Origin of the sequence: Undibacterium sp. Di26W (assembly GCF_049340265.1) — a bacterium.
Taxonomy (GTDB): domain Bacteria; phylum Pseudomonadota; class Gammaproteobacteria; order Burkholderiales; family Burkholderiaceae_D; genus Undibacterium.
Genome location: NZ_JBMPOR010000002.1, coordinates 259,644 through 281,059 on the forward strand (window position 1 = coordinate 259,644; position 21,416 = coordinate 281,059).

Genomic DNA, 21,416 nt, shown 5'->3' on the forward strand with positions numbered 1-21,416 from the left:
AACATTGACAACATTGCCGGAGAATTATCTTGAACGAAAACGTTACCGAAATCAGACACCCACTGGTGCAACACAAGTTGTCGCTGATGCGCAGCAAAGACACGCCTACGGATAATTTCCGCCGTCTGTTGCGTGAAATCAGCCAGATGCTGGCTTATGAGGTAACACGCGACCTGCCTATCGAGCTGGTCAAGATAGAAACGCCTATCACTACCATCGATGCACCGACCATCAGCGGCAAGAAGCTGTGCGTGATTTCGGTGTTGCGTGCCGGTAACGGTATCCTGGATGGCATGCTGGATTTGCTGCCGAATGCACGGGTTGGCCATATTGGCCTGTACCGTGACCCGGAAACCCTGGAACCGGTCGAGTATTACTTTAAAGTACCGGAAGACATCGCCGAACGCCTGGTTATCGTGGTTGACCCGATGCTGGCGACCGGCAATTCTGCCGCTGCCGCCATTACACGCCTGAAGCTGCGTGGCGCAACCAGCATCAAATTCGTTTGCCTGCTGGCGGCCCCGGAAGGTATCAAGGTCATGCAGGCAGCCCATCCTGATGTCGCCATCATCACGGCATCAATAGACCAATGCCTGAATGAACATGGCTATATTGTTCCTGGCCTGGGTGATGCGGGTGACCGCTTGTTTGGTACCAAATAAACGATTTTTTCTGTTTTTTAGGACTTACGCAAAATTGTTCCAGCAAGACGCGGCGACGAAGGCAGTACTTTAGTGACTAGGAGCTGCAACGTAGCTGGGGCGGTTTTGCGTAAGTCCTATTTTTGATTATTTTCACTGATGACCACTACCGCCCGCTTCGTTCCCGAATCCAAATTGCCCGAAGTGGGCACCACCATCTTCACCGTGATGTCTGCGCTGGCAGCCGAAAAAAAGGCGGTCAATCTGGGCCAGGGCTTCCCTGATTTTGCCTGTGACCCGGCGTTGCCGGCAACGGTAGCTGCCGCCATGGCGGCAGACTTTAACCAGTACCCACCAATGACCGGCATGCCGCAGTTGCGTGAGCAGATTGCCCGCAAGATTCTGGATGTCTACGGGCATGCCTGTGACGCCAACAGCGAAATCACCGTTACCGCTGGTGCCACCCAGGGCATACTGACGATATTGCTGGCCAGCGTACATGCCGGTGATGAAGTCATTGTCATCGAACCCGCCTACGACAGTTATGTGCCCTCGATCAAGCTGGCTGGCGGCGTTCCGGTATTTGTAAGCATGGAACTGGATGAGCATGGCTACAGCATCCCCTGGGACCAGGTCAGGGCGGCGATCAGCAACAAAACCCGCCTGATCATGCTGAATTCGCCACATAACCCAACCGGCAGTGTGCTCGATGCCAGCGATATCGCGGCACTGACGGACATCGTGCGTGACACCAATGTCCTGATTGCTTCGGATGAAGTGTATGAACACATGGTGTATGACGGACAGCGCCACGAATCGCTGTCACGCTACCCTGAACTGGCTGCGCGCAGCTATATCATTTCCAGTTTTGGCAAGACGTATCACGTCACTGGCTGGAAGATAGGCTATGTCGCCGCCCCGGCAGCCTTGATGGCAGAATTTCGCAAGGTGCACCAGTACAATGTGTTCAGCGTGAACACCCCCATGCAGGTAGGTCTGGCGCATTACATGGGTAACCCTGCCCCCTATCTGGAATTGCCGGCTTTTTACCAGAAAAAACGTGACCTGTTCCGTGCTGGTCTGGCAAACAGCAGTTTGCGCCTGCTGCCTTGCGCTGGCACTTATTTTCAAAGCGTCGATTATTCGGCCATATCAGGCATGCCGGAACTGGACTTTGCCCGCTGGTTGACTACTGAGATCGGTGTGGCCGCCATCCCTGTCTCGGCGTTTTATCAGCAGAGCAAGGAATCTGGCATCGTGCGGTTTTGCTTTGCCAAACAGGACGCCACCCTGCGAGATGCCTTGCAGCGCCTGCAAAAGTTATAAATCACGGCGGGAAAGCCGGAACATACCTCTGGTGACGACACGATCTACACATTCATTTCTTAATTATCCACTAGCGCGTTCTATGACCATTTCAGCATTGCAGTTTAAAAATATCGTCAAACGTCACGATAAAAAAATTATCCTGAATGGCATTACGCTAGACATCGCTCAAGGTGAATTTTTTGGTTTGATTGGTGTCAATGGTGCGGGTAAAACAACCCTGATCAAATGTTTGCTGGATTTTTGTACGGCTGACGAGGGGGCGATAGAGATTTTTGGCATACACAATACATTGAGCAATGCGCGCAAGCCGATTGCTTTTTTGCCAGAACGTTTTGCCCCCCCCTATTACCTGACGGGCAAAGATTTTTTGAAGTACATACTAGAGCTGCAAAACGTAAGTTACAAGCAATCCGAGGCGCTGGAAGTATTGCAGACATTGGACCTGGATGACTCTGCACTGATTCGTCCGGTACGTCTGTTTTCCAAGGGCATGACCCAAAAGCTAGGCTTGGCCGCCTGCTTTCTGGCGCAAAAAGAGTTGTATGTACTGGATGAGCCTATGAGCGGTCTTGACCCTAAGGCACGCGCCTTATTGAAAACCCGCTTACATAAGTTGCGTGACAAGGGTAGCACGCTGTTTTTCAGCTCCCATGCCCTTGCGGACGTCGAAGAAATTTGCGATCGTATTGCCATCTTGCATCAGGGCCAGCTTCGTTATATCGGCTCCCCGGCTGCCTGCTGCCAACAATATGGGACATCTACACTGGAACAGGCATTTATGCGTTGTATCGAGTAAACAGGTTGACATGCCCTGACAAACCCTACACAGCGCCTTACATGATGCTGCAAAGTCTGCAAAAGCCCTCGTATTCATATAGCGAAAACGCTTAAGCCAGCACCGAATAATCCGCACGCTCCCTGCAAACACTGCATCGCTTCACAGAATGAATGGCCGCTTGCAACCAGCAAAGACGGCCACTCTCTCAAATACAAGTCTTTATGTACACGGTGCGACAAACGGAGCTGGTTGGGTGACCACACTGCCATTGCCAACACCATTGTCCTTGATGGTCATAATGCTGGTTGCGGAGGCGCCAAGACTATCTACTACCGTCACAATGACATCAAATGTACCCTGTGGAATTCGCAGTCCACTGGAATCAATTGGATTGATGCATCGATTAAGATTGCTTCCCAGGCCTATGGTTAATGTCGCCCCCGTGGTGCTTACCGAAGACAAGGTTTGATCACTGGTAAATGCGCGATATGGCCCCGTACCACCGTAAATATTGAAGCTGAGTGGGATGGTGCTGTCCTCGCCAATGATGATCGCACTGGGTGACAGTCTTAGCGAAGTTGACAACTGACTGACCGTCAGGGTGAAAGCCTTGGTTTGCCCCAAAGCGTCAACAATGGTCACATTGGTACTGCCTGCATTGAGTAAAGTTGCCGCAAACGCCCCGCCACTGGCAGCTACCGTAGTCGGGCTGACTGCCGCAATACTAGGGTTGTTGACAGTAATGTTGTAGGGCGCAGTACCTCCGCTGACCAGGAATTGCAAAACATCACCCACATTGGCGCTGGCACCGTTTGGCTGGACATCAATAGTCACACTACCTGATTGTGATGTCGTCACAGCGATGTTTACCGAGGTTCCTGTGGCATCGAAAACCAAAACTTGTGCAGAACCTGCCGCAATCCCCCGAATACTTAAGGTGTTGCCAGAAACACCAGCCGTAGCAACAGCAGTATTGCTACTGGTGCTGGTATAAGGGGCGGTACCGCCACCTATCGAGTAAGTATTTGTGGTTCCTGCCGCAAGATTAACTGCACTTCCAGATGTTGTATAAAGCGAAGTAGCAACCCCGGCAGAACCGACATTGACGGTCACGACTACCGACGCCCCCAATGAATCCACAACATTGATTTGCGCAATACCGACAGCAATACCGGTCACAGTCAGTTTATTGCCAGCGATGCTTGCAGTTGCTGCACTACGGTTACTTGTAGCGACACTGTATGGCCCGGTCCCGCCCCCTACTGTGTATGAGCCAATTTCACCCACTGCAAAAGTAAGTGCGCTTGGCGCAGCAGTATAGAGTGTCGTTCCACTACCAGTAGCAGCTACTGTCGCTGTAATGGTGACAAAGGCTCCTTTCGCGTCGAATAACAAAACTTGTGCGGTCCCTGTTGCAACGCCTTTGATGCTCAAATTCGTCCCGGAAACACTGGCAGTAATCGCATTCGCATTATTGCTGGTAGCCGTGTATGGTGCCGTGCCGCCTGCCACACTGAAAGTTGCGGTTTCGCCACTGGCAACCAATACCGTGCTAGCGGCGGTCGTATAGAGTGCAGTCACGGCACCCGAACCAACCGTCACATTGAATGTCACAGCGCTTCCTGTCGCATCAAACACAGCGATCTGCGCCGCACCGGCAGTGACGCCGGTAATAATGAATAGATTATTGTTGATGGCAACCGTCGCCACAGATGTGTTACTGCTGCTAATCACATACGTTGGTTTTCCGCCGCCTATGGTAAAAGCTGCGGTTGCCCCCACACCCACAGTGACCTGACTTGGGGCAGTGGTGAATAAAGCGGTAGCAGTATTACCAGAACCTACGGTCAAAGCCAGGGTGACCGAAGCCCCAACGGCATCAACAACTGTTATCTGCGCCACCCCGGACGATAGCCCGCTAATAGTCAAGGTACTTCCCTTGACCTCTGTCGTGGCAACACTGGCATTGCTTGAGTTGGATTTATAGGGCGCAGTACCGCCACCTATGGTGTAACTCGCCGTGCCACTGTTGATTGTGATCGTACTGGACGCAGTTGTGTAAAGCGCCGTGCCAGTCGCTATTCCTACGGTGCCTGCTCCACCTCCACAAGCAACAAGAAACAGAGAGAGAAAAGTTATTACGCCCAAGCTGACCAACTGGCGGATCGACATTTTTTTGACGAGATACATTATATTTTTATCCAGGAATTACAAATGAATTATTGGTATTATCGCGCTGAAACGTGCTTTGTAACAATTATTGATAAAAGAAAATCAAAAATGGTGCTTACCTGGTGTTTTTGAGCGGTTTCTGCAGTCTTTGGCGATATCAGAAGTCACGACCCTTATTCCAATATTCTTAGTACGTGTTGATCCGGAAGATCAAGCGCACTCCCCTGCGTGCAAAAATCAAAGATATTCCTTGTATGCCTGACATGATGTACTCTTATAGTCTTCAACCGGACACAAGACCCATCTGCACCTGGACCCTATGTATCGCTCTCATTTTGGACTAAACGAGTCTCCTTTCAGCATCACGCCTAATCCTGCGTTCTTTTATTCCGGGAGTCAGCGTGGGGATATTCTGCAGGCGCTTATCTACGCAATTACCCATGGAGAGGGCATCATCAAGGTTACCGGTGAAGTTGGCAGTGGCAAGACCATGCTTTGTCGCATGTTGGAAGGCATGTTGCAGGCCAACGTGGAAGTCATATTCCTTGCCAATCCAACCTTGAACCGGGCAGAAGTTGTGTATGTGATCGCAGGCGAACTTGAGATAAATACCTCAAACAAAAGGCCAGATGAAGTTATACGATTATTGCATGCCGAATTGATAGGCAAGCATATCAAAGGCAAGCAGGTAGTGCTGCTGGTTGAGGAAGCGCAGGCTATGTCGCTTGAAACCCTGGAAGAGATCCGCTTGTTCTCTAACCTGGAAACCTCTCATCACAAACTACTGCAAATCGTCTTGTTTGGGCAGCCAGAACTTGACGCACATTTAAATTTGCCGCGAATGCGACAATTGAAGGAACGTATTACGCACAGTTTCAAAATTCCTCCATTACTCCCCAATACCATTCCCAAATTCTTGATGTTTCGTATGCGAGCTGCAGGCTATCGCGGGCCAGACATATTTGACAAAAGCGCGATTAAATTACTGTCTCAGGTATCCGAAGGAATTGTGCGACGTATCAATATACTTGCAGATAAATCACTCCTGGCCGCATTTGCCGACAATGCGCATCTGGTTCAGGCGAAACACGTAAAAGAAGCAATTCTCGACAGTGAATTTTCTGTAAAAAAAACCAGTAAGTCCCAACCGAAATGGAGTCTCGTCCTGCTATTAGCCGTCGCTATTGTTATTGCGGCAGATTTAGCCTGGAGAATTTATTGGCAGAATCGTGGTGCACCAGCGACGACACAAGTTGGCACCACTGCCGTTGCTACCACTACATCTACAGCGCCAGCAAGCCCGGCGCAAATGGCATCTGAACAGCCGGGTCAAACTTCCCCGGTTGCCATCGATCAAAATGCGGCGCCGGTATCAGTACCGGCAAACACAACCGCCACAGCCGCCACAGCCGCCACTTCCGTATCTGAGAAGTTGCCTGAACCCAGCGTTGAATCAGCCCCGGTTCCCCCGCAAAAATCGCTGGCAGATAAGGATAAATCGGATAAGTCGGCCTCATCAAATGTGGAACCAGAACCAACAACAGTCGCAAAGAAACAAGCAGTGCCGGGCATTTTTCAACAGCTTGCGGATAGATCAAAAAATTGGCTAATCGATATGCAGCAAGATCAATACACAGTTCAAATTGCACTGATTGATGCGAGCAGCTACACTAAAATCGAGCAATTTTTACAAAAAGCCAAAGCTGAGACTGGCATTGATAAGTTACATCTGTACCCAACGCGGATAAACGGGATTCCTCACTTTGGTATCGTATATTCGAGTTTCGGGTCACGTGAGGAAGCCCGGCAAGTCAACGTCGAATTAGAGCAAAAATGGAACTATCGGGGTCAGCTGCGAACCGTAGGTGGACTTCGCGCAGAAATATTACGCTCGCACGGCCAAGATTTGTGGCCCCGATAAGAGCCTGTTAATAATTAAATCCCTTAAATCAATCGAATCGATCAAATCAATATGTTGCATATTGCCAATTTTTGATCAGCATATAAAAATACTATGCCGCATAGTGCTTTCGGGAATGTAATCTGGCTTAAAATTATTTAATTTAATGATGCCAGTTACATGTTTTTGAAAGAATGATTGTCAAAGACCCGTTTTTATACTACTTACTTATCATTGATACGCGAAATAGGCAGGAGCGTTATTGCTTATAGATGGCTTATGTTTATCAAATTACAACAAAAATAGTAAAGCATACATTAATGACTAAAATTGCAATTTCCTTTTTTTGCCTGACTATACTGTCCGCCTGTGGCACTCAACCTGTTGCACCGTCGACAAGTCACATTAAGGAAAGTGAGCGCCCTTATGGCAAAATCCCGGAACCTGTGCGCCAAAGCGCTGTTCTGGCGAAACCAAAGGCAACTCCCAAAGTTGAAACTTATAGTGTCAGCGTATACAAAGTGGCAATACAACCGCTTTTGTTTGCGCTTGCACGTGATGCCAAGCTGAACGTCGACATCCATCCCGGGATCGAAGGAGAGGTGACTCTCAATGCACTTGATCAATCCTTACCGCAGTTATTAACCCGTATTTCGAAACAGGTAGATATGCGTTTCGAATTGGACGGACCCAATTTGATCGTGCTGCCCGACGCACCGTTTTTGCGAAATTATAAAATTGACTATGTCAACGTTTCACGCGACACCAATAGCAAAGTAAGCATTGCTACCCAGATATCGACCGCTACCGGTACCGGCGCTAGTGCGGGGAGTGGGACAGGGGATAATAACTCGACTACGTCGGTTTCCAACACATCGAACAATCGTTTTTGGGCAACCCTGGTAGAAAATATCAAGGATACGCTGAGAGAAACCGACAAAGTTTTACCTGACAACATGAACGGTGGAACGGCGGCTGTATCAACAAACGCAACAAACACAACAGGCAAGACTGGCAATGCTGCAAATCCAGCATCGCCAGCCGCCACCCGCCCTACCACCTATCGCGAAGCCGCATCGGTGATTGCAAATCCGGAAACCGGCTTGATTGCCATTCGTGCGACCAGCCGGCAGCATGAAAAAATTCAGGAATTTCTCGACTTGGTCATGTCCAGTGCCAAGCGTCAGGTAATGATTGAAGCTACCGTGATTGAGGTCCAGCTCAATGACCAGTACCAGCAAGGAATAAACTGGTCATCCCTGCGTACCAGTGCAACTGAAGGGCCGAGTATATCGGTTGGACAAGTGGGAGGAGCTCCACTGCCTTCTGGTATCAAGCCAGGGGTTAGTCAGGGCTTATTTAACTTAAATTATTTAAAACCACTTACCGGTCTTGGTAATCTCGCTGTGACGATTCAGTTACTTGAATCATTTGGCAAGGTAAAAGTGTTATCGAGTCCCAAAATCAGTGTTCTCAACAATCAGACTGCACTGCTGAAAGTGGTTGATAACCGGGTTTATTTCACTATCACGGCAACGACCCAGCAAGGCTCTGTCGGCACCCCATCTGTCACCACATATACGTCCAGTTTAAACACGGTACCAGTTGGATTCGTGATGAGTGTTACACCGCAAATCGCCGACAATGACGAGGTGACGATCAATGTCCGCCCCAGCATTTCACGCATCATTGGTTATGTACAGGATCCAAACCCCGCGTTGGCACAAGCGACTGTGCCAGTAGTCAGTAATGTGCCGGTCATTCAAACCAGGGAAATGGAATCCGTCTTGAAGGTGAGCAGCGGTCAAATAGCGGTCATGGGCGGGCTCATGCAAGACACCATTAATAACCTGAAAGATGAAGTGCCCGGAGTTGGCCGAATTCCACTTTTAGGGAATGCGCTGAGTTTTCGGAATGAAACTACCAACAAGTCTGAATTAGTCATTTTCATGCGCCCTATTGTCGTCAAGGATGCCAGTATCAGTGGTGATTACAAGAACTATCGCTATTTGCTGCCCAACGATGCGCCACTAAATAACGAACCCTATACTGAAACTCCTCCAGAGCAAAGCAAGGCGGGTGCGCAGTGAGTTTATTAATGCAAGCGCTCAAAAAAGCCGAGCAAACCAAACAGAAGCAGAATGAGCTATCGGTAGACGACCCATTAACTTTGTCGCCCAAAGAAACGCCTGACCTAATTGAGAAAACCGATTCAGGATCGTCAGCATCTGGCTTGGCAACATCAGATGAAAAGGCAAGCGCCTATGTTTTCAGCGACACTATTCCAACGTCAATTGAAGAGATTTCATCTGAATCCATTGCCATCCCTGCCCTGCCTGCATCAGCACATCATGAATCGCGCCAAGACGCTACGCGCCCCCACGGCTTTGACGCACCATCTCCCCCCAAAAAACCGGTAGACGACACTGAAGACGAAGCAAATACATCCGGGGGCAATGCCGATTTACCTGATGCCGGGGCCAAAAAATTTACCCGACCAGATTTAGCAAAAAAAGCCACTGAAGAGAGACAGGCGGCAGATGAAAAAATGAAACAACTGATGGCCGAACAGCAAAAGGCGAAATCGGTTTTTTCATCAAAAACACCTGAACGCAAACGCAGTAAACTAGTGATCGGTGTGGTAGCTACGGGATGTTTGCTTAGCTTACTGGGCGCAGCTTACGTGTATTGGCAGATAAACGATACGGGCATTACCGGCAAGCTTGCGGTTACATCGCCAATCACGCCAAAGATTCAGGCTCAGGTACCGGCCCAAATACCGCCCCAGGTCCCCACTGTGCCAGATGCCGATGCAGATTCTGCATCAAAAGCCAAACAGTTAGCTGACGCGGGTTTGAGCCTGGATAAACCTGTGCCGAAAGAAGATGTACCGACACAGCAAGCAATCATACCTCCTTCAAAACCAGGTCCTGCTGACATTGCAGCAGACACCAATGCGAAACCATTGGGCACAGACAAGAACACGGTAGTTGCGTCAAAAGCGAAGACTGATTCAGCAAGGTCATCGACATCGGCCAATGAAAACAATGCCATCCAAATTCGTCAAAGTAGCAGTGAAAATAAAATCAACCCCACTCTGGATGGCGCCTATCAGGCATATATCACTGGTAATTCTGCACTAGCCAAGCAAGAATACAATAAAGTCATACTGCACGAACCCAACAATCGTGACGCCCTCCTCGGTTTAGCTGCCATTGCGCTCAATCAACGGCAAGCGGAGCAAGCTGGTTTTTTCTACGGAAAAGTCCTGGACCTTAATCCGGGTGATCCAGATGCCATTGCTGGCTTAACCAGCTTGCAGCAGGGAGATCCCGTTCAAAGCGAAAGCAGATTGAAAAAAGCGCTGAGCCAAAATCCCCAGTCGGGCGCAATCTTGTTTGCACTTGGGAATTTGTATGCGCACCAGTCCCGCTGGTCCGATGCTCAGCAGACTTTCTTTAGAGCCTACGTGAGTACGCCAAATAGCGCTGATTATGCGTTTAACCTGGCCATTAGTCTGGACAGATTAAATCAGGTGAAACTCGCCATCGAATACTATAAGCGTGCACTCAAATTAGTTGAAAACAGCGCCGGGAATTTCAACCGGAATGACGTTAAACAGCGTATTAAAGATCTTGAAAACATTGCTGAAGAGTGAGTCAGCGCAGGTGCATTCGAATTTCATGCGTCCAGTGCAGATGCAAATTTGCAGCTTTTAGTAACCAGCAAAAATCAATATTGATCAATGGCAAATAACCCAAAACTTCCCTTAGGCAAACTTCTGATACAGAAAGGTGTCATTAGCGAAGATCAATTGCGTATTGCATTGATCGAGCAAAAAAGTAACGGCAGTCCACTTGGCAAATTATTTATCTCTTTAGGTTTTGTCACTGAAGCTACCGTACGTGAAGCCTTAAGTGAAAATCTGAATCAACAAAGTACGGACCTTGCCAGCATTGTCGCTGATGCCAACGCAATCAAGTTAATTCCGAAAGATATTGCCAAGCGATATCACGTATTCCCCATGGTTTATAACAAAGACCAGTACAGTCTGATGCTCGCGATGGCGGATACCGCCAATATTGTGGCGATAGATCAAATCCAGGCAATGTTAGGCAAAAACATCAATGTCATACCGATGCTCGCCAGCGAGTCTGAAATTATGAAAGCTATCGACCAATATTATGGACTTGAGTTATCGATTGACGGTATTTTGCAAGAAATAGAGACCGGGGAAATCAATTATAAAAGTATGCAAACTGTATCAAACGAATATAGTCAGCCGCTAGTGCGCTTGATGGACGCTATTCTGGCAGATGCGGTACAAAAAAATGCTTCCGATATTCACTTCGAACCAGAAGAATTTTTTCTGCGCATACGTTATCGTATCGACGGTATCTTGCGTCAAATTCGGAGCTTGCATAAGACTTATTGGCCAGCGATGGTGGTGCGCTTAAAGGTCATGAGTAACATGAATATTGCCGAGACTCGCGCCCCCCAGGACGGCAGGATTTCAATTAATTTTTCAGGGCGTCAAATCGACTTCCGTGCTGCGGCACAACCGACTACCCATGGCGAGAACTTCGTCTTGCGTATTCTTGACCGGCAAAAAAGCCTGGTGCCTTTAGATGGCCTTGGACTTGAAGACGACACCTTGATGCTACTCAAATTGATGATCGCCCGACCTGAGGGCATTATTCTGGTCACTGGTCCAACCGGAAGCGGCAAGACAACAACTTTGTATTCGATACTCAATCACGTCAATACCGATTCCGTCAATATCATGACACTTGAAGACCCGGTGGAATACCCTATGATGATGATACGGCAAACCTCAGTTAACGAGTCGGCAAAAATGGGTTTTGCCAGCGGTATTCGTTCCATGATGCGGCAGGACCCGGATATTATATTGGTCGGTGAAATTCGGGACAAAGAAACTGCAGAAATGGCATTTAGTGCTGCGATGACGGGCCACCAGGTATATTCCACTTTGCATACCAATTCCGCCATAGGCTCAATCCCGCGTTTGCTGGATATAGGAGTACTGCCTGATCTGATGGCTGGTAATATTATTGGCGTGGTCGCACAAAGACTGGCTCGCAAGTTATGCCCACACTGTAAAGAAAAAGTTGAAGCTGACGAAACTGAGCGCATGCTGCTTGGCATTCAACCAGGTACTGCGCCTGTAATGATTTTCCGTGCGGCCAGCTGCAGTAAATGTGATTATCAAGGTTACAAAGGTCGTCTCGCCATCATGGAGATCTTGAAAATTCACGGCGAACTTGACGACATGATTGCCCGTCGTGCCACTGCGCGTGAAATACGTAATGCGGCAATTGCAAGCGGCTTTCGGCCCATAGCAGAAGATGCCGTGCGTCGCGTACTTGAAGGAATAACTACACTTGACGAAATCTCCCGCATAGTCGATTTAACAGACAGGTTAAGTTAATGACTCTCTACGCCTATCTGTCCATTGATCCCGATGGAAAGAAAATTCGCGGCAAGATGGATGCAGCCAATCTGATGGAATTGGAACTGCGTTTGAAGCGCATGGATTTGGATCTGATTGACTTCAAAGAAAAGACAGAGAGAAATTTTTCATTTGGCCGCGTTAAAATTTCGAGAAAAGATTTGATTAACTTTTGTTTCCATATGGAGCAAATGACGGCTGCTGGCGTCCCCATTTTGGAAGGCCTTACGGATCTTCATGACAGTACTGAAAACCGGAATTTTCGAGGCATAGTAGCCGACCTCATCGAAAATATTGAAGGTGGCTCTCCCTTGTCCGAAGCGATGGCCCGCTATCCGAAAATTTTCAGCAAAACTTTCACCAGCCTGATCACCACTGGGGAACAGACCGGTAAAATATCGGATGTCTTTAAGAGTTTAGGTGAAAGCCTTAAGTGGCAAGACGAACTCACAGCGCAAACAAAAAAAATCGTCATGTATCCGATATTTGTCGGTGCGATAGTGACTGGAGTAACCTTTTTTCTCATGATTTATCTGGTGCCGCAATTGACCGGATTTATCAAGAACATGGGACAGGAACTTCCCATGCACACCAAGATACTCATATTTGTATCGGGACTTTTTATCAATTATTGGTATATCGCATTGGCGACTCCTGTACTGATCTGGATTTTCAGTATCATGCTGTTAAAAAGAAGCCCTGCCGCTCGTTACATGGCAGATGGATACAAATTGCGTATTTGGCTGATTGGGCCGGTTTTACATAAAATCATACTTTCACGCTTCGTTACTTTTTTTGCCTTGATGTATGAGTCAGGCATCACCATTTTGGATTGCATTCGATTATCCGAAGATATCGTCAGCAACGAAGTTATCGCACAAGGCTTGCGTCGTGCGGGGGTATTAATCTCTGAGGGACAGAGTGTGACCGGGGCCTTTCAGAGTATAGGTATTTTCCCACCCTTGGTGATCAGCATGCTCAAGATTGGTGAGGCTACAGGCTCACTCGATATTGCTTTGCGCAACGTCAGTTATTTTTATAATCGTGATATCAAAGAGATGATAGAAAAAGTCCAGGCTATGATCGAACCTGTAATGACTGTCGTACTGGGGCTGCTGCTGGGTTGGATCATGATGTCGGTGATGGGCCCCATATACGACACCATTAGCAAAATGAAAACCTAACACCGGCTGTAAAAGGACAATTTTGGCTAAGCATCTGCTCTACCTCACCAACAACCAACTTGTTGCAACAGTTTGGGATAAGGGCGTATTTTCTACCGAAAAAACATTTAACAACTATGCCAGCGGCTGGCTGGCATTTTCAGAATACCTGGAACTGCACCGTGACATCCCTGCCTATCTGTTGACCGACCTTGTAGAGGAGGATTTTCAACGAGAAAATATTCCTCATGTGTTTGGTCGCGCCAAGAATAGCCTGATACAACGACGTCTGAATACGATTTATCGTGATACGCCGTTTCACAAAGCCAGCCATCAAGGGCGTGCGCATGAAGGGCGAAAAGATGATCAAATGCTGTTCAGCGCATTGACCAATCCCATCTTGATTAAACCGTGGTTGGAACAACTGCACGCAAAAAAAATAGATGTGGTTGGGATCTATTCTGTTGCGCTGTTAAATCCACTATTTTTCAAAAAGCTGCACTTTGGCACTGAGCCTACCTTACTGATTACTCACCAATCCAGTGGTTTGCGACAAAGTTATTTTCACGAAGGTTATCTTCGTTTTAGTCGATTGGCTCCTGAAACTGCCTGGAGCCCGGAATCAGTTGCCGAATTTGCCAAATCAGAAATAGCAAAAACCACACAATTCCTGGCTAGTACGCGCCTCATATTACGTGGCGATGCAATCAACGTAGTGGTTATTGCAAATAGCGAAATCATTTCATACCTGCATCCATTGTGCCCGGATGTGGATGGCATGCAGCATCGACTTATTGACCTGAACGAAGCTCAGCACATATTTGATTTGAAAAAAATGGCAGATATTACGCTTTGTGAGCCATTATTTTTATCAACCCTCGCCAGTCAGCGAATACCTAGCCACTACACCACGCTTGAACAGGCAAAATTTCACAATTTATCAAAAACGCGCGGGAACCTGGACTTACTGAGCGCTGTGACGGTAACAGGCGCGGTAGTCTGGACATTTGCGAATGGTTACAATGCATTTCACGCCAGCAATCAAGCGCAAAAAGCGCAATTGGATACGCAACAGATTCTTGCAAAGCACCAAGCTACCGCAAACAGTACCAAAGTGACCTTGGCTAGTCCGCAAGACATGAAGGCTGCTGTAGAAGTAGCAAGCATGATTACAAACAACACGCCGACACCCAATCCCATGTTGGCGCAGCTTGGCAAGGCTCTGGACACGCTGCCACAAATCAAAATTCATCAAATCAACTGGCAAGTCAGCAGTGCCAATGACGCCCAAACAGATGCTGCGGCGGTACCGGTGGCAAGCACAGAATCGACGCCATTAGTGGCTAAGCTGATTGGCATCCCCAACAAGCCAATTGAAATACTGACGCTGGAAGGAGAAGTTGTCCCATTCAAAAATGACTACCGGACTGCACTTGACAGTGTCAATCAGTTGACCCGTGAGTTACAGAAAAATGCGCATATGCAGGTCGAAATAACAAAGCCCCCGATTGATCTGAGGCCAACAGTAAAATTGGACAGCCAAGCCGGGAATGATGCGGACTTAATGAAGCCACGGTTCAGCCTGAAATTAGTTTGGAAACCTTAAAATGGCTCAGAAAAATCCTATTCCTGCAAAACCCAGCCCGGCTTCCACTTCTCCAAAAGATGCCGCTGTAGCGCATTCTTTCTTTCGAGATGATTTCCCCATCATACGTAAAGCAAGCATCAAGCTCGGCATATGCATAGTCATTGCATTGATACTGGTAGGCGGGAGTCAGTTAGTATTATTAAAGCAAGAAGCAATTAATTTGCAGGCACAGACTGAGCTTGATCAGGCACAAGGAAAATACACGCTTGCAGTCAATGAGAAGAATGACATTCGCGAATTTCAGCCTCGTTATGTCCAACTGATGCGAAGAGGATTCGTTGGCGATGAAAACCGATTGGATATCATTGAATATGTGCATTCCATACAGGAAAGCCGCAAATTATTACCCATTGCTTACGAAATTTTCCCTCAAAAAAATTTCCAGCTTGACCCATCAATATCGATAGGAGAACTGGAGTTGCGAGGAAGTAAGCTCGTGGTAAAAATGGGATTGCTGCATGAGTTGGATATGCTCACCTTTCTTACTGATTTGAGTGCCAAAGGTATTCTCAGCCCACAGGCATGCTCGCTAAAATCTATCGAAGCTGCCAAAGACAAGTTGCTATCGGCACGATTGGAGGCTGAATGCACATTGTATTGGATAACCATGGGCCGTCCCGTGCCAGCCAGTAAGGAAAGCCAATGATGCGCGCATTGCTATTTGTGTTAACCATTCAATCAATACCCTCTCTTTGCATGGCAGCAGAGCCTACATCGATTGGACGCCTTTTTTTGACTCCGGCAGAACGGCTTCAACTTGATCAATTGCGGGAACACGGCGAACCCAAGAAAGTTCTGGAGAGTGAAGCCCCTGCCAGTTCCACCCCGGAATCTAAAGTACCACCAGTCGAACAATTCACATTCGATGGATATGTCACACGTAGCAGCGGCAAGAATACCATCTGGATCAATCAAGTACCGCAAAACGAACACGAAAAATCTCAAGTCATCCATGTGTGGCAGCAGCGATCAAAGACACCTGTCGTGTCACTTACCCCCTCACCAGGAAAACCATTGAATCTAAAAGTTGGGCAGACCTTTGACAAGAGTACAGGCAAGATTGTTGAGGTCTATGCGCCTACACGCAATACAACACAGCAAAAAGTCGCGGACTGACGCAATATTTAGATTGAGGCGTATTGATCTAGTGCGGAGAACGGGGCCCCAGGCTGGCATTGGTCAACACGGTAGAAATTGTTGGATGACTCAAATAGTCGTCAAAATGGCTGGCTGTCAATGTATTGTCAGGCTTGGCGTCGATAAAAATAGTCGCGCCGGTCAGTGCCTGGTTATTCCGGTTGACCATTTCATTCGTACCGACGACCGCTGAACCTGGCTGAATATTTCCACTCTTGTTGTAGGCACCCGCCCCAGTTGGTCCATGTGAAATCAACACATAGGCCGCCCCACTAGAATTCGGTGGTGGCGGGACTGCTGCCCACGGCGGTGCAGGTCGATTCAACCAGCCCCCCAATCCGTCCTGAACTTGCAATCCTTTGGAATACAGAAAATTCAAAGGATGCATACATGCCGTGCCACTGCATGCCGCAGTGCAGGCAAGTGCTAAACCCGATGCACCAGTCGTCGTGCCGGCAGGGTCACACCAGCTCATATTCATGAGTTTGGTCACTGAGTTGGCTAAAGCAGCTTGTACACGATAGGTAATCCGCCCATTCCAGGGGTCGGTGGCTTCGGCTTCAGAAATTCCCAATGTTACCCAAGGTACGACCCCCTTGGCCTGGGTCGCCGGTGTGCAAAGTGCAGCAGCAGGATAAGGGCTTTCGATTCCCGCGTTTGGTAAGCCACTGGCGATACTTCCATCTGCCGGGCACGGAAGACGTTTGTTTTGAGCGACAAAGTTAGCCAAAGCAATGTCAATTTTTTTCAAAGTCGCGTTGACAGCAGTTTGGTTGCTGAGTTGACGTTCCGTTTGCTGCAAGGTCCATTTCGCAAAAATGCCTATCGCAGCAATCATCACTACGCAAACAAAGACCATCAACGCCATGCCCCGCTGATGCTTAATGTACGCGCGGTCCAAGATTTGCCTTATTTAATACGAACATGATGGTGGGGTGACTTAGATAATCGTCGAAATGCGCCTGGGTTTTAATGTCGTTTAGTGGTGCATCCCTGTAAGTGGTTAACTGTGCAGAAGGAAGTGCAATATTTTGCCCATTCATATTGGGAATTTCATCATTACCCGCAACAAGTGTTGCAGGAGGTGGAACAGGATTCGGAATCGAAATGGAGCCCTGCTGAGTGGCAAACAATGGTCCGGCAGCACCGTTTTTATTGTAGGCACCGGCACCCGTCGTACCATGAGAAATAATGACGTAAGCCGCCCCCGTTCCTGCGCCACGATTATTCTGGCGTGATGCCCACCCGGCAGCACCATTTTTCCCATCCCAGACATCAAGCCCTTTTCCATTCAGGAAACTGGAAGCTGATGTACATGCGGCACTTGCCGTACATGGCGCTACGGGTACCAGACAGTTGCCCCCAGCGCCAGTTGGTCCGGTTGCAGCCGGGTCGCAATTGCTCATATCCATCAACAAAGGTATGATTTGAGTTAAAGCCGGATCAACTCTGTAGGTCATTCTGGCGAACCAGGGGTCAGTTGCATCTTCTTCTGTCAGGCCTAGCGTCACCCAGGGAACAACACCATAAGTCTGCGCCGCGGGATTGCAAGTGCCAGTTGCCGGAGATGGTGCCTCTACGCCGGCATTCAGGGCACCGCTCGCAATGGTGCCATTCGCGGGGCATGGGAGTCGTTTGTTGATCGCTACATAATTCGCAATTGCAGTATCAAGTGTACTCAATTTTGTTTGTACCAACTGCCGGTTTTGGGTGTCGCGCATGCTGCCAGTCAGGTTTATAGCCATCACCAGCACTAAGCTGGCGATCAGCAATACCACTGCCATTTCGATAATCGTGAATCCACGACAGGATTGAGGGGAAATTCTATACATCCTTGCCTGCTCCCAGCTACGTTGGTAAAAACGATTTTAGCAGGTAATATTAAAACATTTAAGAATAGAATCCCCTTCCCGCCCAACTCTGACAAAAACCAAATTTTTTAGCCGTTAACTATTCATTTAACTTATTTACGTACCTTATTGACGTAACTTATTGACGTAACCTCAGCACTGATCTTATGCACCGACAAATCCGCAGCATCGCCTTTTACACCTTACTGGAAGCATTAAGCAATCACTTGACCTGGTTGCTTTTGCTGGTTGCTCTCACGGGTATTGGTTTGAGCGGATTCCTGAAAGAGCTTGCCTTAACCGAGAGCAGTCAAATTCAAATTGCATTAATGGCAGCATTTTTGCGCATTTCCGCTGTATTCTTGCTCGCCACCTTTGTAGTAAGCAGCATGGTACGTGAGATCAACGATAAAGTTTTGGAGTTGCTGCTGGCATTACCGCTTTCACGCACAGCCTACCTATGCGGCAAATTACTTGGCTTCGCGGCACTTGCTGTGATTGCTGCGCTGCCATTTGGCTTGCTGACCATGTTTTTTACTGCATTACCTCAAACCGTCTTTTGGACAATTTCATTAATTTGCGAGCTTTGGATTGTGGCCGCGTTTAGCCTGCTATGCGTGTTGAGCTTCAGGCAAACCATAGCGGCCTTAAGCATAGTCATGGGATTTTACCTGCTGTCTCGCGTCATTTCTGCCATCAAGTTGATAGGACAGGATTCCTTGAGCGCGCATTCGACATCCCAACAGGCTATTGCCTTTTTGATCAATAGCCTGTCGGCTGTGTTACCCCATTTGGATACATTCACGCGTACCGAATGGTTGGTTTATCAGACAGGCAATTGGTCAGAATTATCTACCCTGTTGGCGCAAAGCCTGATTTTTCTTGCCTTGGCGGGCTCTGCAGCATTATTTGATTTTTACCGCAAGAATATCTGATCATGCGCGAGCGTCCCATCTCTGCGGTACCCAAACCAGTACTCTTACTATTAGCGTTGAGCTTTTTTGTACAAATTTCCTGGTTTTTAGCACAGCCATCAAAGATCGCCAAAGCTGAAGATTTGATGCCTGCACCATCTTTATCCACGCTAAAAATAACTAGCTTTGGTGAGCCGATTGCGATGGCAAAGGGCATGATGCTGTATCTGCAAGCTTTTGACAATCAGGCCGGACGCAATCTCTCATTTCAACAACTTGACTACATTAAACTGGAAGCATGGCTTACCCGGATTCTGGAGCTGGATCCTGCTGGACAATACCCTCTGTTTGCTGCCAGTCGACTTTATGGCGAAATTCCGGATGAAAACAAACAGCGCAGGATGCTGGATTTTGTATACCGGCAGTTTCTGCTCGACCCCAATCATCGCTGGAAGTCGATGACACATGCTGTTTCACTCGCCAGACATCGGCTGCATGACATGCCGTTGGCACGCAAATACGCGCATGCGATATTACTGCATGCAACCAGTAGCGATGTGCCTGGCTGGGCCAAGCAAATGGAAATATTCTTACTGGAAGACATGAATGAATTGCAAAGCGCAAAAATCCTGCTTGGTGGCCTGCTGCAAAGTGGGCAAATTACTGATAAGTATGAGTATCGCTTCCTGGAGCAAAGCCTTACAGAGTTGGAACAAAAAATAAAAATGAACCCATGACAACTCAAGCACATATTCTCATCATTGAAGATGATCCTGCCTTGTGCATCATGTTGCGTGGGATTCTCACCATGCAGGATTTTATCGTCAGTGAGGCGCAATCACGTTCAGCAGGACTAGAAAAATTGCGTGCCGATCCAGGAATTACCGTGGTGATTCTCGACTTGGGCTTGCCACCAGATATGCACAATATTACCGAAGGCATTGCTACCCTGAAAGCAATTCAGGAAGCGATACTGCCAGTGAAAGTGATCGTACTGACGGGGCAAGATCAAGATGCAGCAGCCCTGGAAGCAATTAGAGAAGGTGCCTTTGATTTCATCGCCAAACCGGCCAAGGCAGATACCATCTTGCACGCCGTGCGACGCGCCTTACTGTTCTTGCAGAAAGAACGTGAATTGAACCAACAAGGCATTACCCGGATTGCCATCAACGCCCAGATAGGAGACGGTTTAAAGGGTGTGCGAACCGATGCGGAAGAAAGATTAGTCCGGCAAATCCTGAAAGAAACCGGGTTCAACGTCAATCAAAGTGCCAAGCGTTTGGGCGTCAAGCGAGAGAATATTTACTATTTCCTGAAAAAATTTGGTATTGAGCGCGATGCTTGAACATCTCTATCCAATTTTCATTTTGACAGGTGCCACCATTGCGGCGGTACTGCTGTATTTATGGTTACAGGCGCGTAACGCTAACCACCTTAGTCTGGCACTGATTCGCCTCAATGAACAACTTCAGTTCGACATGCCTGTTTTCTTGCGAAATGCCTGGCCAGTGCTTGCGCATTCGGGAGTACGTGGCATTACCTGGAAATTGGATTGGTTTGGTATCTCAATGGAAGGCAGCGCCGGCAAAACCAGCGGCGCCAGCGTCCACAGGGAAATCGAAGTCGGAGAAATGAAACTGTCCATTGATTTTCAGCAAAGCCAATACAATGAACGACGTTATTTTGACGAAGCACTGATTGAGACTTTTTTACTTCTCTTGCGCACAGATATGTGGATCAAAGCAGGAACAATCGATGCGACGTTTTCGCAAATGTCGAAATTAACCTTGTTTCTGCAACACGACATGAAAAATGTTGCACAGTTTATTCAGTTAATGAGCGATCAACTCGCTACCGTACCTGCGGGCAAAGAGCAACAGATACTTGATTACTTGCGTGCAGCCGCACCTTTGATCCGGCATCGCGCCGACCATATAGTGCGGACGCTCACCATAGGGCAATCACGTGAAAATCCCTTACGCCAGATGCAATTACACGAAGAGCTATCTCAAATATGCAAGCTATATCACCTTGATTGCACGATCACTGGTAACGCACAAATTAGCGTGCCAGAAAATACGCTGGACGGTGCGTTAGACAATATTTTAAAAAATTACCACGATATCAATCTGCGTGAAGCAGAAGTCAAACCACATGTCTTTATTACCATTCAAGATAATGAGTCTGATATAAAAATCAATATTTCAGCCAAGAACACGCCTCCAGTAAGTCATTTTGAGCGTTTATTTGAGCCCTTTTGGAGCAGTGACCCGGCTGGCCTCGGTATAGGACTGTATCAAACCAAGCAAATGTTGCGAATTTGCAATGGAGTAATCAGCGTGGGGCAATCCGAAACAGGTCAATTACAATTTTTAGTTCACGTTACAAAATAATGCCTGCAATCAAGACATTGC

General features: G+C 47.9%; 18 protein-coding genes. 15 read left to right on the forward strand and 3 right to left on the reverse strand.

All coding sequences use genetic code 11. From position 1 onward, the window contains the following. Positions 1-29 precede the first annotated feature (29 nt). The 3 genes from upp to ACO0LM_RS03595 all read left to right on the forward strand — a co-directional run bounded on the left by upp (position 30) and on the right by ACO0LM_RS03595 (position 2,766). Positions 30-662 (forward strand): uracil phosphoribosyltransferase, encoded by a 633-nt coding sequence (gene upp / locus ACO0LM_RS03585; protein ID WP_423034402.1) that lies wholly within the window; start codon positions 30-32, stop codon positions 660-662. Positions 663-800: 138 nt separating this feature from the next. Beyond that, positions 801-1,967 carry a pyridoxal phosphate-dependent aminotransferase gene (locus tag ACO0LM_RS03590; protein ID WP_423034404.1) on the forward strand — a complete coding sequence of 389 codons (1,167 nt, stop codon included), beginning with the start codon at positions 801-803 and terminating at the stop codon, positions 1,965-1,967. Positions 1,968-2,049: 82 nt separating this feature from the next. After that, complete coding sequence (locus tag ACO0LM_RS03595; RefSeq protein ID WP_423034406.1) at positions 2,050-2,766, forward strand: ABC transporter ATP-binding protein; 717 nt, start codon at positions 2,050-2,052, stop codon at positions 2,764-2,766. 201 nt (positions 2,767-2,967) lie between these two features. Here the strand turns inward: ACO0LM_RS03595 and ACO0LM_RS03600 are convergent, their stop codons facing one another. Further along, a complete protein-coding gene (locus ACO0LM_RS03600; RefSeq protein WP_423034408.1) occupies positions 2,968-4,938 on the reverse strand; it encodes a beta strand repeat-containing protein in 1,971 nt (656 codons plus the stop codon). Between the two features lie 301 nt (positions 4,939-5,239). Between ACO0LM_RS03600 and ACO0LM_RS03605 the strand changes: the two genes are divergently transcribed. From ACO0LM_RS03605 to ACO0LM_RS03640, 8 genes are all read left to right on the forward strand, one after another. Then, the gene (locus tag ACO0LM_RS03605; protein WP_423034410.1) at positions 5,240-6,841 is read left to right on the forward strand and encodes an ExeA family protein; all 1,602 of its coding nucleotides are present in this window, start codon (positions 5,240-5,242) and stop codon (positions 6,839-6,841) included. 251 nt (positions 6,842-7,092) lie between these two features. Continuing rightward, positions 7,093-8,910 carry a pilus (MSHA type) biogenesis protein MshL gene (mshL, locus tag ACO0LM_RS03610; protein WP_423034412.1) on the forward strand — a complete coding sequence of 606 codons (1,818 nt, stop codon included), beginning with the start codon at positions 7,093-7,095 and terminating at the stop codon, positions 8,908-8,910. A gap of 8 nt (positions 8,911-8,918) precedes the next feature. Beyond that, positions 8,919-10,478: a tetratricopeptide repeat protein gene (locus tag ACO0LM_RS03615; protein WP_423034413.1), complete on the forward strand. Its 1,560-nt coding sequence runs from the start codon at positions 8,919-8,921 to the stop codon at positions 10,476-10,478. An 87-nt stretch (positions 10,479-10,565) separates the two neighbouring features. Beyond that, positions 10,566-12,269, forward strand: a complete 1,704-nt coding sequence (locus ACO0LM_RS03620; protein ID WP_423034415.1) for a GspE/PulE family protein — start codon at positions 10,566-10,568, stop codon at positions 12,267-12,269. After that, the gene (locus ACO0LM_RS03625; protein ID WP_423034417.1) at positions 12,269-13,474 is read left to right on the forward strand and encodes a type II secretion system F family protein; all 1,206 of its coding nucleotides are present in this window, start codon (positions 12,269-12,271) and stop codon (positions 13,472-13,474) included. Before ACO0LM_RS03620 ends, ACO0LM_RS03625 begins: the two co-directional genes overlap by 1 nt. A 22-nt stretch (positions 13,475-13,496) precedes the next feature. Then, positions 13,497-15,059: a hypothetical protein gene (locus tag ACO0LM_RS03630; RefSeq protein WP_423034419.1), complete on the forward strand. Its 1,563-nt coding sequence runs from the start codon at positions 13,497-13,499 to the stop codon at positions 15,057-15,059. A 1-nt stretch (position 15,060) separates the two neighbouring features. Continuing rightward, positions 15,061-15,747, forward strand: a complete 687-nt coding sequence (locus tag ACO0LM_RS03635; RefSeq protein WP_423034422.1) for a hypothetical protein — start codon at positions 15,061-15,063, stop codon at positions 15,745-15,747. Next, positions 15,744-16,217: a hypothetical protein gene (locus tag ACO0LM_RS03640; RefSeq protein WP_423034424.1), complete on the forward strand. Its 474-nt coding sequence runs from the start codon at positions 15,744-15,746 to the stop codon at positions 16,215-16,217. Before ACO0LM_RS03635 ends, ACO0LM_RS03640 begins: the two co-directional genes overlap by 4 nt. A gap of 28 nt (positions 16,218-16,245) precedes the next feature. Here ACO0LM_RS03640 and ACO0LM_RS03645 read toward each other — a convergent pair whose 3' ends face one another. Together ACO0LM_RS03645 and ACO0LM_RS03650 are read right to left on the reverse strand one after the other, a co-directional pair. Further along, positions 16,246-17,106, reverse strand: coding sequence for a hypothetical protein (locus ACO0LM_RS03645; protein ID WP_423034426.1), 861 nt, complete (start codon positions 17,104-17,106; stop codon positions 16,246-16,248). Positions 17,107-17,119: 13 nt separating this feature from the next. Beyond that, positions 17,120-18,070, reverse strand: coding sequence for a type II secretion system protein (locus tag ACO0LM_RS03650; protein WP_423034428.1), 951 nt, complete (start codon positions 18,068-18,070; stop codon positions 17,120-17,122). Between the two features lie 185 nt (positions 18,071-18,255). Here ACO0LM_RS03650 and ACO0LM_RS03655 point away from each other — a divergent pair, with 185 nt between their 5' ends. Genes ACO0LM_RS03655 through ACO0LM_RS03670 form a run of 4 tightly spaced genes read left to right on the forward strand, consistent with a single transcriptional unit; the run spans position 18,256 to position 21,395 of the window. After that, positions 18,256-19,023, forward strand: a complete 768-nt coding sequence (locus ACO0LM_RS03655) for an ABC transporter permease (protein ID WP_423034430.1) — start codon at positions 18,256-18,258, stop codon at positions 19,021-19,023. Positions 19,024-19,025: 2 nt separating this feature from the next. Next, positions 19,026-19,739, forward strand: coding sequence for a hypothetical protein (locus tag ACO0LM_RS03660; protein ID WP_423034431.1), 714 nt, complete (start codon positions 19,026-19,028; stop codon positions 19,737-19,739). Next, positions 19,736-20,347 (forward strand): response regulator, encoded by a 612-nt coding sequence (locus ACO0LM_RS03665; protein WP_423034433.1) that lies wholly within the window; start codon positions 19,736-19,738, stop codon positions 20,345-20,347. Before ACO0LM_RS03660 ends, ACO0LM_RS03665 begins: the two co-directional genes overlap by 4 nt. After that, positions 20,340-21,395, forward strand: coding sequence for a sensor histidine kinase (locus ACO0LM_RS03670; RefSeq protein WP_423034435.1), 1,056 nt, complete (start codon positions 20,340-20,342; stop codon positions 21,393-21,395). The genes ACO0LM_RS03665 and ACO0LM_RS03670 overlap by 8 nt, the downstream gene beginning before the upstream one ends. The last annotated feature ends 21 nt before the right edge of the window (positions 21,396-21,416 follow it).